Here is an 18,169-nt window from a genome sequence, read left to right as displayed (position 1 = left end):
CTGTCGACGTCCATCAGGGGAAGGGTAAAAGCAGGCATCGGGATTCCCAAAGCCTGATATCAACTGCCTAAAAAAGGTACAATCTGGCGCCATAGATGGTTGGGGTAGGTCGTTCGTCTATCTATCACCATCGCCGGGCGGGGTTGGCCGGGGCATTTCCCTGCTTTGCCTCAGATCAGTAAGAGCGAGATAACACCAATGAGAGCGAATGAAATCAAGCAACGCGGCCCACTGAATACCTGGGCGCTGGCCCTGGTGGCCGCACTGGGTATGGTCGCATCGGGCAGCCTGCTGGCCCAGGAGGAAGATACCGTGGCACCCAAGCCGCCGGTACCGCCAGCCCCGGTAGTCGCGCCAAAGCCGGTTGAAAAGGAAGCCACTAAACAGGTGCGTATCCTGCGCCAGGAAGATGGCACCCTGCGTATCCATACCCGCGACGAGAATGGCGAAAACGCGGATGTTGAGATTGACCTTGGCGAAGCCTTCGGTGGCAAGGTGACCCAGCGTATCTACGAGAAGCTGGAAGAAAAAGGCATTCTGGACGAGAAAGGCCTGGTGGTTGAGCAGGCGCTGGATTCTGTACCGCGCAATATCAGCATCGGTATCAAAGCTGACGTGGAGCGTGCCGAGCGCATCCGTGAGCGGGCGGAACGGGCTCGGGAGCATGCGGAGCGTATGCACGAGCACGCCTATGCAGTTCACGAAGAAAAGATTAAAGAGCAGCGCCGGGGAGGTCCGGACATGGACTGGTTGATCGGCATTGTGGCAATTCTCGCGGTATTCGGCACGCCGATCCTGATTGTCTGGATGGTGACTCGTAACAACTATCGCAAGAAGCAGTTGTTGATGGAGAACATCAATCGCATGGTGTCTGAAGGCCGGGATATCCCACCTGAGCTGCTGGATGCGATGGACCGGGAGGGTACCAATACCTCCAAGGATCGAGGAGTCACCCTGATCGCCATTGGTGCTGCTGTGTTTATCTGGCTTTCCATTTCCACCGGTGTGGATGTGGGTAGCCTTGGCCTGATACCCCTGTTTATCGGGATCGCCCGCTACGTCAACTGGAAGCACGACCAAAAACAAGCGGGTTAAGGGCAACCAATAAATGAACCTCGATGATGGGGATCTGATCAGGCGCGTCGTCGAAGACGGGGACCAGCGGGCGTATGCCCAGCTGGTTCGTCGCTATCAGTCACAGCTGCGATTCTCGCTCCGTCAGCTGTGCGATGGCGACCAGGGTCTTGCGGACGATATGGCGCAGGAGGCCTTTATCAAGGCCTATAAGGCGCTGCCCGCGTTTCGTGGGGATGCGCGCTTCAGCACCTGGCTGTACCGTATTGCCTACAATCTGGTCATGAGTCACAAGCGCAAAAACGCCCCGGTGGTAGACCAGGAGGCGGTGGACAATGCCCAGTCCCAGGAAAGCGTCGAAGAAGCGCAACAACTGGGTATGGCCAGGGACTTGAATTCGGCTATGGGGGAATTGAGTGATGCCCAAAGGCAGGCGGTGCATCTGTGCATGCAGCGCGGCTTTTCACACGAAGAGGCGGCAAGCATTATGAAACTGCCGCTGGGCACGGTAAAATCCCACGTTAACCGCGCGCGGGCCAAGTTGCAGTCTCTGCTTCAGGCCTGGCGGGAGGAGGTAGTCAGTGGCTGATTTCGACAAACAGTCCGCAGATTCGCAAAACGGTAATCCCCAGCAAGAGTGGGGTGGATCGGAAGGTATGGTCATCAAAAACGGTGTTGTGCACGCCGCCGGGCCCATGGGCGACGGCGAGCCAGATTTCGACACCTGGCTTTCTCAGCAGCTGCAGTTCAGCGAGCCGCACCTGGACGACGACGGCTTCTGCGAGCGGGTAATGGCGGATTTGCCGCCGGTGCCGGCCAAGCGCGCTGAGCGCCGCGCCACCCGTTACCAGTATGCGGCGGTCGTAATGGCTTCGGCGATTGTCTGCTGGCAATTCCCGCTGCGGGAAGTGCTGGTGGCTGCGGCGGAGCAGAGTATCAGTCTGTACAGCCTGGTTGGACTGGGTATGCTGGGATCGCTGGTGGCGATGACCGGCGGCATCATGGCAGCCCGCCGCTGATTGGCGGGCAATCAATTTAGCAATTCTACATCTTCACTTCTGAACGTATTCAGTTCTGATACTGGCCCAGGCGCAATTCTCCGCGCTTGGAGACCCGTATCGCTGGCAGGATCGACTTCTGCAATCCTAACTTTGCCTCCAGTTCATAGGGTACGGTATCCCCCTGCAGCCGAACCAGCTCTGTCATGGCCATGATCGAGCCCATCAGGTTGGCTGAGGCGTCTACCACAATGGCATCCTGGCCGTAGGCCGGAATCACCGGCAGATTATTCGAGGTGCCCGTTATCACTTTGTGTCCCGCGAGCTTAAGCGTGTAGTACAGTCCGGAAAGGGCCAGGGCGCTGTCATTCGGGTTGAAGACCCGCAGGTGAATGCGAAAGCGCAGGTCGCCGCTGTGGTTGTTCGGTAGCGGCTCTACCGCGGTGACCTGAACATCCGGCTTTTCGAAATTCGGTGAAAGGGATGCGCACCCCTGTACGAACCCCAGCAGCAACAGAAGTGGCAACAACCGCAGGGCTGTCTTCCGTCTGGCGAGCTTGCTTGTGACCCATCCGAGCGGACGCGCCAGTGCCTGAAAACTTCTTGTGCCGGTGACCGTATTCAATGCGTACTCCTTGAGAAATCCCATAATTCCACTACCGCTAGCCTAACCATCTGGTAGGCTCAGGGCTATACTCTTGTGGTCGTTTGGACGGGCAAGGATAGCCAATGGAGTTTGCAGAGCTTCAACCAGAACTACAGCAGTGGATTCGCGATGCGGTGAAAAGTGGGCAGCACCTTTCTGTGATGGTGGACGCCCTGCTGAAAGCCGGCTATCAGCCAGGCATATCCCAGGCGGTAGAGCAGTGTATTCTCGACCACGGGGTTGGCCTCCGCCATGCCAGCGCAACGCTCACCCAGGTCGGAAAATCCCATACCAGGGACACTTCCGCGCCCTGGATAGCAGCGCAAACCAGTGAACGCGATGCACGCTTCCATGCATTTACCGCCGACGGTAACCAGATTGACCTGGAAGACCGCCAGGTGGAAGTTCGCTTTGCCATGAAAAAGCCCAATATAGTCCTGTTCACGAACCTCCTGTCCGATGATGAATGCGATGCGTTGGTCGATATGTCCAGGCCCAACCTGCAACCCTCCCGAGTGGTGAACTCTGACCGCGGCTCCTTTGACCTCAGGAATACCCGAACCAGCTCGGGCACCTATTTCAGTCGCGGCGAAACACCGTTGATTACGGCGATTGAAGCGCGGATTGCGCGACTTCTCTGTGTCTCGGAAGACCGCGGAGAACCGCTGCAGATACTGAATTACCAGGTGGGTGCGGAATATCGGCCCCATTACGACTTCTTCAATCCGGAAAAACCGGGGAATCATGGGGTTCTTTGCTCAGGCGGCCAGCGGGTCGGCACCCTGATCATGTACTTGAATGATGTGGCATCCGGTGGCTCGACGGTATTTCCCCGGCTGGGTCTGGATGTACTGCCACAAAAGGGCGCGGCACTATTCTTTTCTTACACCAGTGATTCGGGTGATCTCGATTATCAGACGCTCCACGGAGGCAGTCCGGTCCTCGCCGGCGAAAAGTGGATTGCCACCAAGTGGCTGCGTATGCGGGAATATACGCCCGGCGCCTCCTGACAGGGCAGGGTGATGTTCCCCCGGTTCTCGAGCACGTCGTCAGTCCAAAGTCCGCCGGTGGATCCGGAGAAAGCCAAGGAGTTGGCTGAATCTCTGGAGCTTGCCAGGGTGGCACCTTCCTCTTTTACCGATGTCATCGACACGGTTTCCGAATCTTTGCTGAATATCTGGCACGGGTTTCTTGGGCACATCCCGTTTTTCGCCGCCAGCGTATTGATGTTGCTGTTGACCTGGCTGATTGCCACAGTTGCAGGAAAGTTTGCCCGGCGCTTTGCCAAAAAGACTACCCGACGCCCCTCCCTGCAGGATCTGTTGGTCCGTCTGCTACGAATCTTCATCTGGGTGATCGGGCTCCTGTTTACCGCCATGGTGCTGTTCCCGGGGCTTACGCCGGCCAAGGCCCTGGGTGGGTTGGGGTTGCTGTCAGTGGCGGTCGGGTTGGCGTTCAAGGATATTTTTGAGAATTTCTTCGCCGGCATCCTCATCTTGTGGCGTTTTCCATTCGAGGCGGGCGATGTCATCAAATGTGAAAACGTATCCGGTCGTGTAGAAGCGGTAGAGGTGCGCAATACCACAATCCGTCGTACTACCGGAGAGCTGGTGATTGTGCCGAACCTGTTTCTGTTCAAAAACCCCTGTGAAATTCTGACCGACCGCAGCAAGCGACGTTTTACCATCACGGTGGGGGTGGCGTATGGCGTGGATGTGGATGCTGCGGTGGACGTGATTGAAGAGGCTGTGCTCGCCTGTGATCTGGTCCGGGACGACGACCCGGTTCAGGTGTTCCCGCACGAGTTTGGTGATAGCAGCATCAATATCGAGGTTACCTGGTGGGCGGGCTCCACACCCCTAGAGGAGCGCAAATCCCGCGGTCAGGTGGTGGCGGCTGTCAAAAAGGCGCTGGATGCGGCGGGTATGGAGATTCCGTTCCCCTACCGCACGCTGACGTTCAAGGAGCCTCTGTCCATTGATGAGGCTCCGTCGGTGCCGGGGGGCAGCTGATCAGAGCGTGCTGTCCGGCTGATTCTCCGGGCGGGCGCTCTCGAAGGCGGGGAGTGCGGCGCAGGCTTTATTGATACCAGCAATTGTCGGGTAGTCGCTTACCGGAACACCGAAGCGCTCGGCATTATAGATTTGCGGCACCAGGCAGCACTCAAATAGCCCCGGGGCCTCACCGCCGGCAAAGTCGGTACCGCAGGCATTCAGCTGCTCGGCGAGCTGAACCTCAAGCGCTTCAAACCCCAGTCCTATCCAGTGACGAACCCATTCGACCTTCTGCTCATCCGATGCACCTAGTTCAGATTGCAGGTATTTGAGTACTCGCAGATTCTGAATGGGCTGTATGTCGCAGGCCACGTTGTAGGCGAGGGCACGGACGCGGGCGCGCGCGGTTGCGCCGGTAGGTAGCAGGGCAGGTTCTGGATGCTGCTCGTCCAGCCACTCCAGAATCGCGAGGGACTGGGTCAGTACCTCGCTGTCGTCTGTCATCAGTGCCGGTACCAGGCCCTGGGGATTCAGCTTCCGGTGTGGCGCTTCTATTTGTTCGCCCTTGAGCAGATTAACCGGATGGTACTGAAAATCGAGGCCTTTCAGGTTCAGGGCGATACGTACCCGGTAACTGGCGGAAGAGCGGAAGTATCCGTGAAGCTCCATATCAGGGGTTCCTCTACAAATGGCGGGGAGTGGGTTTGGGGCAATGGGTTAACTGCCGCGGGATGGGGAGTACCGGTATCCACGCAAACAGTTTGCGTAAACTTAGTGAAAGGCTGACAAAAATGGCGTGAAACGCCGTATAATACGCGGCCAATTTCTTTCAATGCTGTACAAACATGCCCGATTGGCTGGAGAGTTGCCTGTCGCGCCGTTCTTCCCGTCAGCGGCAGCACCCTGCCAAAAAAATCCTGCGGCAGTGGTTACAATTGAAACCAATCTTAGTTACATTTGATATTTGGTACAACCGGATTCCTAGCAGGTACAAAAACCGCGATGACAAACGACACCACCAACAGCGAAACTCACAGCGAACCTGGGGCATTTAGTGATCCCATCGACGCCGTGCGTCCAGACGATCTACGGTTGGAAAAATTCCTGCCATATCGTTTGTCGGTTCTGTCCAACCGGGTGAGCAATGCCATCGCGGACGCGTACAGTGCGCGCTTTGACCTCACTATTCCAGCCTGGCGGGTGATGGCGATTCTCGGTCGTTTTCCGAATCTATCTGCTGCCGATCTCGTGGAGCAGACAGCGATGGATAAGGTGGCGATCAGTCGAGCGGTGTCCATTCTGATCAAGAATGACTACATCACTCGCAGTGAAGATCTCGCGGATCGTCGTCGCCAGGTGCTCAACCTGTCCGAACTGGGGCGCGACGTATACGAGCGCATCGTACCTCTGGCACAGCAGTATGAAAACGACCTGATGGGTTCGCTCTCTGCGGATGAGCGCAACCAGCTCGACAGTATCATTGAAAAGCTGATGGCGCGTGCGCAGGACTGGGCGAACCGCGGCCTGATCGACTGATCTGCTTTTCTTCTGCCATTCTTACATTCATTTAATCGAATCGACTTGTCGGTGTGCTTTTGCGCGCACGCCGCCCAGAATTTTCAGGAGTGACCATGTTTGACCACCTGAGCAGCCTGCCTGCGGACCCCATTCTCGGCCTGCTGGCCACTTACCGCGCCGATGACAACCCCCGCAAGATCGACTTGGGGGTGGGTGTTTATAAAGACGAAGCGGGGCATACCCCCGTGCTGCAGGCGGTGAAAGAGGCGGAAACCCGCCTGCTGCGCAGCGAGGAAACCAAGGCCTATGTCGGCCCTGCTGGCACCGCGGGTTTTAACACGGCTATGCAGGAGCTGGTATTGGGCGCCGGCCATCCGGCTTTGGTGGGAAATCGCGTACGCTCCGCGCAAACTCCCGGCGGCTGTGGCGCATTGCGTGTCCTGGCGGAATTTGCGAATCGTGCCAAGGAACACGCCACTATCTGGGTGAGTGATCCAACCTGGGCCAACCACGTTCCACTACTGGGTAATGCTGGGCTGCAGATCAAGAGCTACCCCTATTACGACCGCGCTACCAGCAGTCTCAAGTTCGATGAGATGGTGGAAACTCTGAAGCAGGTAGGAGAGGGCGAGCTGGTCCTGTTGCACGCTTGCTGTCACAACCCCTGCGGTGCAGATCTGAGCCGAGAACAGTGGAAAGTGCTGGCTGAAATGGCCCAGAAACAGGGTTTCACACCGTTTATCGATATGGCCTATCAGGGCTTCGGTGACAGCCTGGATGCTGATGCGTACGGATTGAGGCTGATGGCCGAATCCGTACCGGAAATGCTGGTGGCCGCTTCCTGCTCGAAAAACTTTGGCCTGTATCGAGAGCGTGTGGGTATGGCGATGGCGATCTATCGCGATGCTGATGCGGCAGACCGCGGACAGAGCCAGTTATTGAATGTGGTGCGCGGCAATTATTCCATGCCGCCGAATCACGGTGGTGCCATAGTGGAAGCGATTCTCACCGACGCCGGTCTGCGGGCGAATTGGGAGGCGGAACTCACCGAAATGCGTGAGCGCATCAACAGCCTGCGCTCCGGTCTGGTCGATAGCCTGGAAAAAGCCGGTGCGGTGGGTGACTTCCATTTTATCCAGCAGCAGAAGGGCATGTTCTCATTTTTGGGGATTACACCGGAGCAGGTGCAGAAACTGCAACAGGACTATTCCATCTATATGGTAGATTCCAGTCGCATCAGTATCGCGGGCTTGAGCCAGAGTAATATGGCGTACTTCTGTGAATCTGTTGCTGAAGTTCTAGAGTCCTGAGTCATTGTCTGAATACATTGTTTGAAGAGTTAGCCGTAAATGGAAGTTGAGGTAGAAACCACCGTGACCGAGCAGCGCGAACCTGAATCATTGGTAAAGCCCTGGGATCCAGCCAGCTGGCGCAAGCGTACTGCGCACCAGCAGCCAACGTATCGATCGGACCGTGATGTGCAGTCGGTGGAGGCTCAACTGGCGGGGTATCCGCCGTTGGTGTTTGCGGAAGAAGCTCGGGAGCTTCGCCGGCAGCTGGCGGATGTGGCGGAAGGCAAGGCGTTTTTGCTGCAGGGCGGCGACTGTGCTGAATCCTTTGCGGACTTCAATGCCAATCGCATCCGCGATACCTTTAAAGTGTTACTGCAGATGGCGGTTGTGCTGACTTTTGCTGGTAACCTTCCGGTGGTCAAAGTCGCACGAATGGCAGGGCAGTATGCGAAGCCCCGCTCTGCGGATACGGAAACCGTAGGCGGGATCGAGCTGCCCAGTTATCGCGGCGATATCATCAATGGTATCGACTTCACCGAGCAGGCGCGGGTACCGGACCCACAGCGGATGCTGACGGCCTACAACCAGTCCGCTGCCACCCTCAATTTGTTGCGCGCCTTTGCCCAGGGTGGATTGGCGGACCTGCATCAGGTACACGCCTGGAACCTGAGCTATCTGGAAAACAATCCGCAACGCGATCGCTACCTGCAACTGGCTGAGCGCCTGCAGGATGCCCTGGAGTTTATGGCGGTGTGCGGGGTGAATTCCAGTAATACCCCGGCGATCCGTGAAACTACCCTGTATACCTCGCACGAGGCGTTGCTGCTCAATTACGAGCAGGCACTGACCCGCACAGACAGCCTCACCGGCAAGTGGTATGACTGCTCTGCGCACATGTTGTGGATTGGAGAACGCACTCGCCAGCTGGATGCGGCGCATGTCGAGTTTCTTGCCGGGGTATGGAACCCGATTGGCGTGAAGGTGGGGCCGAATATGGCCACCGACGAGTTGATACGCCTGATTGACCGACTGAACCCCAACAATGAGCCCGGCAGGCTGACCCTGATTACCCGTATGGGTGCGGATACGCTCGGGGAGAAGTTGCCCGCTCTGGTGCGGGCCGTGGAGAAGGAGGGGCGCTCTGTTGTATGGAGCACAGATCCCATGCACGGAAATACCGAAAAAGCGTCCAGCGGATTCAAGACGCGTAATTTCGATAATATCTTGCGGGAAATTCGCGATTTCTTTGCCGTACACCGTGCCGAGGGTACGCACCCTGGCGGAATCCATTTGGAAATGACTGGGCAGCATGTCACCGAATGTACCGGGGGCGCCTGGAAAATTTCGGATGCTGATCTTGCCAGCTGCTACCGGACCCAGTGTGACCCGCGCTTGAATGCGGATCAGGTCCTTGAGCTGGCGTTCTGTATTTCTGAAATGTTGCGGGATGGTCGAAACGGAAACGTCTGAGCGGGTGATCTTTACGAAAAGGGGAGAGGGATTGATGCAGCTCTATATCGGCAATAAAAACTATTCGTCCTGGTCGCTGCGACCCTGGTTGCTGGCCACGCAGCTGGACATTCCTTTTGAAGAAGTTCTGGTGCCCTTTGATGAGGGCGGTAGCTGGGACAAGTTTCGCGCCTTTTCCCCCACCGGCCTGGTACCTTGTCTCGTCGATGGCGATATTACCGTTTGGGATTCCCTGGCGATCACTGAGTATCTGTTCGAGTCGAATCCTTCTGTCTGGCCAGCTGATGTGGCTGCGCGCGCGTGGGCGCGTTGCGCGGCATCGGAAATGCATGCGGGATTTTTTGCGTTGCGCAATCAGTGCAGCATGAATTGTGGCGTGACAGTGTCTATGCATCAGATTGACGAGGCCCTCAAAAAGGACCTCGCTCGACTCGAAGAACTGTGGCGACAGGGGTTGGAGCGTTTTGGAGGCCCATTCCTGGCCGGTAAGCAATTTACCGCGGTTGATGCTTTCTTCGCTCCAGTGGTATTCCGCCTGTACGGCTACCAGCTTTCCCTGGGAGAGGATGCCATGGCTTATGCCGAGCGAATGCGGGAGCTGCCGTCAATGCAGGCCTGGGTGCGTGATGCCATCCGCGAGCCCTGGCGGGAAATCGGCCACGACAATGAGTTACTGGCGGTCGGTGATATTGTCGAGGACCGCAGGCTGTAAGCATCCCCGGGGCCACGCCGCTGGCCCCAGGTCTCAGAGTGGCCGGTCCGGCCTTCTCTATTGCCAGATCAAAAGAATACACTTAATAAGTCGTTATCAAATTGTCAAAATGATATCTATTGAACGAATCTCCTGCCTTGTTGATCAGTAGTGGGGGAATGTTCTGTCCCGTATCCGGTTTGCCGCTTCAAACTGGTAGCTTATCCCGCCGTCGTAGATAGATATATAGCTGCGGGGTACACTCGACCATTCTGAAATCTAATAACGATATGAATACCATCCAACTTACACGAGGATCGAGTCGATGCGTCAAACATTGATCGCCATATCCATCGCCGCTGCGCTGGCCACGTTGGCCGGCTGCAGCAAAGAATCCGAACAAGCGGTTTCTGCGAAACCTTCTGAGCAGGTCTCTGCTTCTGCGGAAATTGTGTCAGAAGTCGCAAGCAATAATGCGCTGCTGGCAGAGTGGGGCGGTCCTTATGGTGGTGTGCCCGCCTTTGACAAAATGAAGGTAGAAGACCTGAAGCCAGCGCTGGAATACGGCATGGCGCAAAACCTGGATGAAATCGATAAGATCGCCAACAACCCGGAAGCGCCGACTTTTGCCAACACCATTGAAGAAATGGAGCGGAGCGGCAAAGAGTTGAGCCGCGTATTCACGTATTGGGGAATCTGGAGCGGCAATATGTCATCTCCGGAATTCCGAGCGGTGCAGGCGGAGATGGCTCCAAAGCTTTCTGCTTTCAGCTCGAAGATTATCCAGAACGATAAACTGTTCCAGCGTGTGAAGGCGGTTTACGACGCGCGCAATACCGCTGATCTGACCGCGGAGCAGAAGCGAGTAGTTGAGCTGGTTTACGATGAGTTTGCGACAAATGGTGCAACGCTGTCCGGCGCTGACAAAAAACGTTACGCGGAAATCAATACGCGCCTCGCTGAACTGCATACCAAATTTGCAAATAACGTATTGGCGGACGAAGAAGGCTACGATATTTTCTTGACCGAAGATCAGCTCGCTGGCCTGCCGGAATCATTTGTCAAAGCGGCTGCTTCCATGGCGGAAGAAAAAGGCCAGAAGGGCAAGTACGCGATCAAGAATACCCGTTCCTCCATGGATCCGTTCCTGACATACTCGGAAGACCGTGCCCTGCGTGAAAAGGTATGGACCAACTACTATAGCCGCGGTGACAACGGTGGCGAGCACGATAACAATGCGATCATCGCTGAAATCCTGCAGTTGCGAGACGAGCGTGTTGCGCTTCTCGGTTTCGATAACTATGCCGAGTGGCGCCTGCAAAACCGTATGGCGAAAAATCCGCAAAATGCCATTGAGCTGATGGAAGCGGTATGGCCGGCGGCTGTTGCCCGTGTGCACGAAGAAGTGGCGGATATGCAGGCCGTTGCGGACGCGGAGAAAGCCGATATCAAGATTGCGCCCTGGGACTACCGTTTCTATGCGGAGAAAGTGCGCGCGGAGAAGTACGATCTTAATTCCGACGAAGTGAAACAGTACCTGCAGTTGGATAAACTGCGTGAAGGTATGTTTTACGTAGCGGGCGAGCTGTTCAACTTTGAATTCTCGCCAGTGAAAGAAGGTAGCGTGCCAGTCTTCCATGAAGACGTAAAAGTCTGGGAAGTTACTGACAAGACCTCCGGTGAGCATATCGGCCTCTGGTACCTGGATCCCTTCGCGCGTACCGGTAAACGCTCCGGTGCCTGGGCCAGTATGTACCGCGACCACACCACCTTCGATGGCAAGGAAACCGTACTGGCTTCCAACAATTCCAACTTTATTAAGGGCGCTCCAGGGGAGCCGGTTCTGGTCGGCTGGGACGATGCGGAAACCTTCTTCCACGAGTTCGGCCACGCGCTGCATTTCCTGGCGTCCAACGTCAGTTACCCGACCTTGAACGGTGGTGTACGCGACTACACCGAGTTTCAGTCGCAGCTGCTGGAACGCTGGCTGAGCACCGATCCGATCATCGACAATTACCTGGTGCACTATAAGACCGGTGAGCCGATCCCGGCGGAGCTGGTTGCCAAGATCAAGAAGGCTGCCAACTTCAATCAGGGCTTCGCGACTACCGAGTACCTGGCATCTGCACTGGTGGATATGAAGCTGCACACGTCTGATCCGAAGGGGATCGATCCGGACAAGTTCGAGCGCGAGACTCTGAGCGAGCTGGGTATGCCGTCTGAGCTGGTTATGCGTCACCGCACACCGCACTTCGGGCATATCTTCTCTGGCGAGGGATACTCCGCAGGCTATTACGGATACATGTGGGCTGATGTGCTGACTTCTGACGCGTCTGAAGCGTTCGCGGAGGCGGAGGGTGGTTTTTACGATAAAGAAGTGGCCGGCAAACTGGTGAAATATTTGTTTGCACCGCGCAATGCGATTGACCCGGCGGATGCCTACCGTCTGTTCCGTGGGCGCGATGCGGGGATTGAGCCGCTGATGCGTGATCGTGGCTTCCCGCTGCCCGGTAGTGAGGATGACTCAACGGCATCTGCCGGCGAGTGATCCGGCCGAGTTGATCACAAGCGAAAAAGGCCGCGATGTTCCCACATCGCGGCCTTTTTTATTTCACTTTCATTCCGATTTCAATTCACTTCCGTCGTAAGGTGCCGACCGGTGAATGGCGGGTAATAAGCCGGCACTATTTTTCCAGTAGCTGATCCAGTGGTAGTTCGGTCCGGTAGCGTACCTGTTTCAGCGAAAAGCTACTTTTGATGTGGTCAATTCCCGGAAGCTCCGTCAGTTTCTTGTCCAGAAACTCCTGGTATGCGTGGAGGTTCGGTACCACTACCCGCAGCAGGTAATCGAAGTCTCCTGTCATCAGGTAACACTCCATCACTTCCGGCCACTGCCCGATGGTCGACTCAAAATGCTGTAGCTCTTTCTTCACCTGGTGGTTCAGGGTCACCTGAATAAACACGCTGACTGGGAGACCGACTTTATCCGGTTCCAACAGGGTTACTGCCCGTTTGATAAACCCCTGTTCGTGGAGGTTTTTCACCCGGCGCGAGCAGGGAGAGGGAGAGAGGCACACTTTCTCAGCCAGTTCGATGTTGGGAATCGTGGCATCTTCCTGAAGGATTTCCAGAATGTGCTTATCAATGGCATCCAGTAAATAGGCCATGGTGGTACCTGATAGTCTCTGTTGGTCTCGAGGACCCAATTATTGCAGAAATTTCATCTGAAGTGGTGATTTATAGCCGTCTGTCGGTGGAATCGTAGTGATTTTGGTATGACCTGCCCGTATTGCCGGTGATAGTTTACGGCAAACAATAAACGGCGCGGTCCCACCCGGTGTGTGACCGGCGCGGCGGTCTATGTAGCCGACAGCACAAGCGAAGGTACCCCACGATGGCGATGGTTGAAAGCGATCAGGAACTGGGCTTTGATAGCGAATACTCGCTCAAAGCGGCCTTTACCCGCGATAGCGGACGCGTATTTCTCACTGGCATAGACGCCCTTGTGCGTCTTCCCCTGATGCAGAAGCGCCTCGACGAGCAGGCGGGTCTGAATACCGCAGGTTTCATCTCGGGCTACCGGGGCTCGCCGCTCGGTGGGTACGACCAGTCCCTGTGGCGCCACAAGCAGCTGCTGGCGGACCGGGATATCCACTTCGAACCCGGGATCAATGAGGACCTGGGCGCGACCAATATCTGGGGCACCCAGCTACTCGACCACTATCGCCAGCAGGCCACGCGCGATGGCGTTTTCTCCATCTGGTACGGCAAGGGCCACGGTGTAGACCGCAGTGCGGATGTATTCCGCCAGGCCAATATCCAGGGCACCTCCCGGCACGGAGGTGTGCTGGCGTTGTGTGGCGACGACCACACGGCTGAATCCTCCATGTTTTCCCACAATACCGACCAGATCTTTGAGTCGGTGATGATGCCGTTACTGTTTCCCGCCACCATCGATGAGTATCTCACTCTGGGGTTGGCTGGTATCGCGCTGTCCCGCTTTTCCGGTCTCTGGGTCGGGTTCAAGACTATTACCGAAACCGTGGAAGCGGGTGCGTCCATTCAGGTTCCCGGGTTACCGCAGTTCGTTTTGCCGCAAGGCTTCCCGGTTCCTGCCCACGGGCTCAACTACGACCCGCATCTCAACTGGCCGGCAGAGCGGATGGAGTACGAGCGGCGCATGCTGGAGGAGCGGCTGCCGGCAGCGCGGGCCTTCGCCTATGCCAATGGCCTCGACAAGAACGTTGTAAGCGCGTCGAACAAGCGGTTTGGCATTGTGACCGTGGGCAAGGCCCACGGTGATCTTCTGGAAGCGTTGAAACTGCTCAACCTTTCCGAGCAGGACTTGCTCGATGCCGGTATTTCCGTACGCAAGATCGCGATGAGTTGGCCACTTGAACCCCGCGGTATGAGTGAATTCGCGGAGGGAATGGAGCGTATTCTGGTGGTGGAGGAAAAGCGTCCACTGGTGGAAGACCAGATCAAAAACCTCTTTTACGGGTGGGATGACGCGCGCCGCCCAAAAGTAGTCGGTAAAAAAGATATATCTGGCAATGACCTGCTGCCGGCGATCTGGGGTTTTGGTCCGGACCATGTGGCGAAAGCCATCGCTCGCTGGCTGGCGGATACGGCACTGGCAGAAAAACTGATTCCGCTCGCTGAAAAACTCGGCTCTGCGGTGCCGGCAAAAGCCAGTGGGCTGCTGGCACGGGAGCCGATTTTCTGTGCGGGTTGTCCGCATAACTCATCGACGAAGCTCCCCGAGGGTAGCACCGGGAGTGCCGGCATTGGCTGCCATATCATGGCGCTGGGAAAAGGGCTGCGCACGGATACGTATTCCCACATGGGAGGCGAGGGCGCGCATTGGGTGGGGCTGCACCGCTTTTCCAGCGACAAACATATTTTCCAGAATATGGGGGATGGCACCTACAACCATTCCGGTTTGCTTGCCATTCGCCAGGCTGTGGCGAGCAAGATCAACATCACTTACAAGATCCTGTTGAACGATGCGGTCGCCATGACCGGCGGGCAACCCACCGATGCCGAGGTTACAGTACCGACACTGTCACGGCAGTTGAGTGCGGAAGGGGTGGGGCGGGTTTGCCTGGTCAGTGAAAATCCCGATCACTGGCGTCGTCGCCGGGAACAATTACCCGGGGATCTGGAAATATTTCATCGCGATGCCCTGGATGATGTACAGCGGCAGCTGCGCGATACATCGGGTGTTACAGCGATTATTTACGAGCAGGTATGTGCGGCGGAGAAACGCCGTCGTCGTAAAAAAGGTCAGATGGAAGACCCATCCCGCCGCCTGTTGATCAACCACCGCGTATGTGAAGGGTGTGGAGATTGCAGCGTGCAGTCCAGCTGTATCGCCGTCGAGCCTCTGGAAACGTCGTTTGGACGCAAGCGCCAGGTTAATCAGTCCAGCTGTAACAAAGATATGCGCTGCGCTGACGGATTCTGTCCGAGCTTCGTCAGTGTGGAAGGTGGTGAGCTCAAAAAGCCGGAACTGAACACTCTGGCCGAAGCCATTGATACTGCCAGTCAGGACCTGCGGCCTGCACCGGAGCCGAAGCTGGATCAGCCGCTGAATATTCTGGTGGCCGGCATTGGTGGCAGTGGCGTGCTGACCGTTGCGGCGTTATTGGGAATGGCGGCACACCTGGAGGATAAGGGCAGTACTACCCTCTACTTCACCGGTCTTTCTCAAAAAAATGGCGCGGTAGTGGCCCATGTAAAAGTGGGGCGCTCGCCGGAAGATATTACCACTGCACGTATTCGTGACGGTGCTGCAGATCTGCTGCTGGGTTGCGATATGGTCACCGCGGCGGGGCAGCGCAGTAAGTTTTCCAGCGGGCAGATGAAGGCAGTTGTGAACACCGCTGAAGTACCCGTGGCAGCCTTCGTGCGCGATAACGACTTGGCGTTTCCTGCGGACGCGACTGCCGGCAGCATCCAGTCTGTGGCGGGCGAGTACTTCGCGTTTGATGCCAATCGATACGCGGAATCCCTGTTTGGCGATACCGTTGCTGCGAATCTCATGATGTTGGGTTATGCCTGCCAGAAAGGTTTGTTGCCGGTAAGTCGTGGAGCGCTGGAGCGCGCGGTGACCCTTAACGGTGTCGCGGTAGAGAACAATCTTCGTGCTTTCCGCGCGGGTCGGTTGCTCGCGGAAACGCCCCGGGCCATCGATCAGATTCTGGCGCCCGCACAGGTTGTGAAAATGGTAGAGCCTCTGGAAACGGCCGAGCAACTGATTGCCCGCTTGGCCGGGGAGTTGCGGGAATACCAGAATGCGTCTTATGCGCGCCACTTCGAGACCGCACTGCAAAAGGTACAGCGGGCAGAATCGAGTATTGTTGGCGCCGGCGAAGCCGTAACGCGTGCAGCTGCGCTTAGTCTTTTCAAGGCAATGGCCTATAAAGACGAATACGAGGTGGCACGCCTTTACAGTAGCGAAAGCTTCCTGAAACAGCTGCGGGATACATTCAGTGGTGATTACAAACTCAAATTCCTGATGGCGCCACCGCTGATTGCCCGCCCCAATGCCAGCGGTAAAATCCGCAAGATTGCGCTGGGCTCCTGGATGGGTCGAGTGCTGCCACTGCTCGCAAAAGGCAAGGTATTGCGTGGAACGCCGCTCGATATTTTTGGCTATACCGCAGAGCGCCGCGGTGAGCGGCGCTGGGCGCGAGAAGTACGGGAAGTTGTATTGCAGGTTGCTGGTTGCCTCTCCGTTGCAAACCTCGCGCAGGCGGAGGAGTTGCTTTCGTTGCCGCAAAAAGTGCGTGGCTACGGACATATCCGTGCACAAAAAATGGACGAGATTGTCGAGCGCTGGCGCAACCTGCGGGCCCGGTTCAGAAACCGGGACACTGGAGCGGGGCTTGGTAATATGCTGACCGAACGGCGCTAAGAGACTTCTACACAACGCAAAAAGCCCGGAATGCCCGGGCTTTTTGCGTTTTTTTTGGCAGGAAATTTACTGTGGCTTGATGGATAAAAACGGATTGACGATTTTTCCGAAGATACCTGTCAAGGCTACCGGGGCCTCCACCACTGACAGGCAGAGGCACTCTTGATCCTGGGTGGCGGTAGGGCGGTGTACTTGCCCCGGCTCTCGCACTAGGAAATCTCCCGTTGTATACACGCCGTCGCCATCGGAAAAGCTACCGTAAAGCACCATGGTAATCTCCCTGCCGCGGTGATCGTGCTCGGCGACCTTGCTACCCGGTGCAATGCGATGAAAAGACACTTCTCGCTCATTCTGGCCCGTTTTCAGGCGTGCCTCTTTTAATCCCTTCGACAGGCGGCGCCAGTGAAGTATCGGGTTGTCTGCGAGTAACTTCCTGACCACTGGCGGTACCGCCGCAAATATCGGGTCCCAGGGTGGTCGGGGTTGGTTGTCTGAAACTGACCGGTGGCTCGCGGATACCGCTGGTTCCGCATCAATCCGCTGCATCAGCTTGCTGAAAGCGCCGGCATCGTCATTTCCTGCAGTCCCGGCGGGGGTAGCGGTGGCAAGCAGGTTGCCTCCAACACTGTTGAGCAGCTTCATCTGCGCAGCGCACTTGGGGCATAGCTGGATATGGGCCGAAACTACCAGGCTGTGGGCCCAGTTGAGGCTACCACTGGCATATTCCAGCAATAAATTGTTGTCGGGGTGGTGGTGAATCATAGCTCCCTACCTGACCTCTTTACCTGGCAATGGTGCTTTGAAGTTTCTTGAGGGCCAGACGCACGCGGGATTTAACCGTGCCCAGCGGCAGTCCTAACTCCTCGGATATTTCACTGTGGGATTTGCCTTCCACATAGGCTTTCTCGATAACGTGGCTCTGCTCTGGTGGAAGAGTTTCCAGTCCCGCGGCAATGGCGTGCTGATTGCGGGTTTGCTGCAGGTACACCAGTGGCTGCTCGTCCTGGCTGTCATCCCAGATATCTTCGACATTGAGGCTGTCGTCGGCGGCTGGTTGCCGACTGCTTCTTCTCAGCGCATCAATGCGGCAGTTGCGCATGATAGTGAACACCCAGGTGCTCGCCGCCGCCTTCTCCGGACGAAAGGTGGGTGCCTTGGTCCATACTCGGAACATCACCTCCTGAACGAGTTCATCGGCTGCCTCGGGAGCTGAGCTTTGTCCCCCGCGGCTGAACTGGAAGCCGCGGATCAAGGGGGCAAAGTGGCTAAACAGGCGCTCGAAAGCCTGCCTGTCCCGGTCGCGGCCAACGCGAACCAGCAGACTGCTCCACTCGTCGTCTCTTGTCTGATCAGGTGCCTGCACGCTGCTCTTTCCGCCCTGTGTGGGATGTATTGCGACCATGATAGCTAAACCGGTCTCCGTTTTCTGCCTGTCTGCACTTGCTCGACTTGTGTACGGAATCCGATGCGGCTTGGATCACTCAGCGAGCCGGAATAATACTCAACACGGCCACAATGGTCCGGTGGCGGGTAATCCGAATTCGGCGCCTGGGCGTAAATGACTCCA

16 protein-coding genes are annotated in these 18,169 nt (G+C 56.6%); 11 read left to right on the top strand and 5 right to left on the bottom strand.

What is annotated here, in order from left to right; genetic code table 11:
• The first annotated feature begins 198 nt into the window (after positions 1 to 198).
• From ACYX4K_RS07240 to ACYX4K_RS07230, 3 genes are read left to right on the top strand one after another with little or no spacing between them, the layout of a single operon-like run.
• A complete protein-coding gene (locus tag ACYX4K_RS07240) occupies positions 199 to 1,095 on the top strand; it encodes a DUF6249 domain-containing protein (protein WP_475092797.1) in 897 nt (298 codons plus the stop codon).
• Positions 1,096 to 1,108: 13 nt separating this feature from the next.
• Positions 1,109 to 1,663: a sigma-70 family RNA polymerase sigma factor gene (locus ACYX4K_RS07235; RefSeq protein WP_475092798.1), complete on the top strand. Its 555-nt coding sequence runs from the start codon at positions 1,109 to 1,111 to the stop codon at positions 1,661 to 1,663.
• On the top strand, positions 1,656 to 2,093 hold the full coding sequence (locus tag ACYX4K_RS07230) for a hypothetical protein (RefSeq protein WP_475092799.1): 438 nt from the start codon (positions 1,656 to 1,658) through the stop codon (positions 2,091 to 2,093). Before ACYX4K_RS07235 ends, ACYX4K_RS07230 begins: the two co-directional genes overlap by 8 nt.
• 49 nt (positions 2,094 to 2,142) lie before the next feature.
• Here ACYX4K_RS07230 and ACYX4K_RS07225 read toward each other — a convergent pair whose 3' ends face one another.
• A complete protein-coding gene (locus ACYX4K_RS07225) occupies positions 2,143 to 2,721 on the bottom strand; it encodes an LEA/WHy family protein (protein WP_475092800.1) in 579 nt (192 codons plus the stop codon).
• Positions 2,722 to 2,801: 80 nt separating this feature from the next.
• On the opposite strand from ACYX4K_RS07225, the gene ACYX4K_RS07220 reads away from it, so the two are divergent.
• Positions 2,802 to 3,728 (top strand): 2OG-Fe(II) oxygenase, encoded by a 927-nt coding sequence (locus ACYX4K_RS07220; RefSeq protein ID WP_475092801.1) that lies wholly within the window; start codon positions 2,802 to 2,804, stop codon positions 3,726 to 3,728.
• A gap of 81 nt (positions 3,729 to 3,809) precedes the next feature.
• Positions 3,810 to 4,730 carry a mechanosensitive ion channel family protein gene (locus ACYX4K_RS07215; RefSeq protein WP_475092802.1) on the top strand — a complete coding sequence of 307 codons (921 nt, stop codon included), beginning with the start codon at positions 3,810 to 3,812 and terminating at the stop codon, positions 4,728 to 4,730.
• Here ACYX4K_RS07215 and maiA read toward each other — a convergent pair whose 3' ends face one another.
• Positions 4,731 to 5,381 carry a maleylacetoacetate isomerase gene (gene maiA, locus ACYX4K_RS07210; RefSeq protein ID WP_475092803.1) on the bottom strand — a complete coding sequence of 217 codons (651 nt, stop codon included), beginning with the start codon at positions 5,379 to 5,381 and terminating at the stop codon, positions 4,731 to 4,733.
• A gap of 333 nt (positions 5,382 to 5,714) precedes the next feature.
• Here maiA and ACYX4K_RS07205 point away from each other — a divergent pair, with 333 nt between their 5' ends.
• The 5 genes from ACYX4K_RS07205 to ACYX4K_RS07185 all read left to right on the top strand — a co-directional run bounded on the left by ACYX4K_RS07205 (position 5,715) and on the right by ACYX4K_RS07185 (position 12,231).
• Positions 5,715 to 6,248: a MarR family winged helix-turn-helix transcriptional regulator gene (locus ACYX4K_RS07205; protein WP_475092804.1), complete on the top strand. Its 534-nt coding sequence runs from the start codon at positions 5,715 to 5,717 to the stop codon at positions 6,246 to 6,248.
• Between the two features lie 95 nt (positions 6,249 to 6,343).
• A complete protein-coding gene (locus ACYX4K_RS07200; protein ID WP_475092805.1) occupies positions 6,344 to 7,540 on the top strand; it encodes an amino acid aminotransferase in 1,197 nt (398 codons plus the stop codon).
• A 39-nt stretch (positions 7,541 to 7,579) separates the two neighbouring features.
• On the top strand, positions 7,580 to 8,992 hold the full coding sequence (locus tag ACYX4K_RS07195; RefSeq protein WP_475092806.1) for a class II 3-deoxy-7-phosphoheptulonate synthase: 1,413 nt from the start codon (positions 7,580 to 7,582) through the stop codon (positions 8,990 to 8,992).
• Between the two features lie 34 nt (positions 8,993 to 9,026).
• Positions 9,027 to 9,704: a glutathione S-transferase family protein gene (locus ACYX4K_RS07190; protein WP_475092807.1), complete on the top strand. Its 678-nt coding sequence runs from the start codon at positions 9,027 to 9,029 to the stop codon at positions 9,702 to 9,704.
• A 304-nt stretch (positions 9,705 to 10,008) separates the two neighbouring features.
• Positions 10,009 to 12,231, top strand: a complete 2,223-nt coding sequence (locus ACYX4K_RS07185; RefSeq protein WP_475092808.1) for a M3 family metallopeptidase — start codon at positions 10,009 to 10,011, stop codon at positions 12,229 to 12,231.
• A gap of 136 nt (positions 12,232 to 12,367) precedes the next feature.
• Here ACYX4K_RS07185 and ACYX4K_RS07180 read toward each other — a convergent pair whose 3' ends face one another.
• Positions 12,368 to 12,850: an Lrp/AsnC family transcriptional regulator gene (locus tag ACYX4K_RS07180; RefSeq protein WP_010130896.1), complete on the bottom strand. Its 483-nt coding sequence runs from the start codon at positions 12,848 to 12,850 to the stop codon at positions 12,368 to 12,370.
• A 227-nt stretch (positions 12,851 to 13,077) separates the two neighbouring features.
• On the opposite strand from ACYX4K_RS07180, the gene ACYX4K_RS07175 reads away from it, so the two are divergent.
• Positions 13,078 to 16,602, top strand: coding sequence for an indolepyruvate ferredoxin oxidoreductase family protein (locus tag ACYX4K_RS07175; protein WP_475092809.1), 3,525 nt, complete (start codon positions 13,078 to 13,080; stop codon positions 16,600 to 16,602).
• 66 nt (positions 16,603 to 16,668) lie between these two features.
• Here the strand turns inward: ACYX4K_RS07175 and ACYX4K_RS07170 are convergent, their stop codons facing one another.
• Together ACYX4K_RS07170 and ACYX4K_RS07165 are read right to left on the bottom strand one after the other, a co-directional pair.
• Positions 16,669 to 17,364, bottom strand: coding sequence for a ChrR family anti-sigma-E factor (locus ACYX4K_RS07170; RefSeq protein WP_475092810.1), 696 nt, complete (start codon positions 17,362 to 17,364; stop codon positions 16,669 to 16,671).
• A gap of 19 nt (positions 17,365 to 17,383) precedes the next feature.
• The gene (locus ACYX4K_RS07165; RefSeq protein ID WP_475092811.1) at positions 17,384 to 17,965 is read right to left on the bottom strand and encodes a sigma-70 family RNA polymerase sigma factor; all 582 of its coding nucleotides are present in this window, start codon (positions 17,963 to 17,965) and stop codon (positions 17,384 to 17,386) included.
• Positions 17,966 to 18,169: the final 204 nt, after the last annotated feature.

This window comes from Microbulbifer sp. ABF4_107, from assembly GCF_056312215.1.
Note: the sequence above shows the minus strand (reverse complement) of the source record. Positions and strands in the feature narration are given on the sequence as shown.

Coding starts and splice junctions, on each gene's coding strand:
- maiA (WP_475092803.1), bottom strand. CDS start 5,381: ATGGAGCTTCACGGATACTTCCGCTCTTCCGCCAGTTACCGGGTACGT.
- ACYX4K_RS07235 (WP_475092798.1), top strand. CDS start 1,109: ATGAACCTCGATGATGGGGATCTGATCAGGCGCGTCGTCGAAGACGGG.
- ACYX4K_RS07190 (WP_475092807.1), top strand. CDS start 9,027: ATGCAGCTCTATATCGGCAATAAAAACTATTCGTCCTGGTCGCTGCGA.
- ACYX4K_RS07185 (WP_475092808.1), top strand. CDS start 10,009: ATGCGTCAAACATTGATCGCCATATCCATCGCCGCTGCGCTGGCCACG.
- ACYX4K_RS07175 (WP_475092809.1), top strand. CDS start 13,078: ATGGCGATGGTTGAAAGCGATCAGGAACTGGGCTTTGATAGCGAATAC.
- ACYX4K_RS07220 (WP_475092801.1), top strand. CDS start 2,802: ATGGAGTTTGCAGAGCTTCAACCAGAACTACAGCAGTGGATTCGCGAT.
- ACYX4K_RS07170 (WP_475092810.1), bottom strand. CDS start 17,364: ATGATTCACCACCACCCCGACAACAATTTATTGCTGGAATATGCCAGT.
- ACYX4K_RS07240 (WP_475092797.1), top strand. CDS start 199: ATGAGAGCGAATGAAATCAAGCAACGCGGCCCACTGAATACCTGGGCG.
- ACYX4K_RS07205 (WP_475092804.1), top strand. CDS start 5,715: ATGACAAACGACACCACCAACAGCGAAACTCACAGCGAACCTGGGGCA.
- ACYX4K_RS07195 (WP_475092806.1), top strand. CDS start 7,580: ATGGAAGTTGAGGTAGAAACCACCGTGACCGAGCAGCGCGAACCTGAA.
- ACYX4K_RS07200 (WP_475092805.1), top strand. CDS start 6,344: ATGTTTGACCACCTGAGCAGCCTGCCTGCGGACCCCATTCTCGGCCTG.
- ACYX4K_RS07180 (WP_010130896.1), bottom strand. CDS start 12,850: ATGGCCTATTTACTGGATGCCATTGATAAGCACATTCTGGAAATCCTT.
- ACYX4K_RS07225 (WP_475092800.1), bottom strand. CDS start 2,721: ATGGGATTTCTCAAGGAGTACGCATTGAATACGGTCACCGGCACAAGA.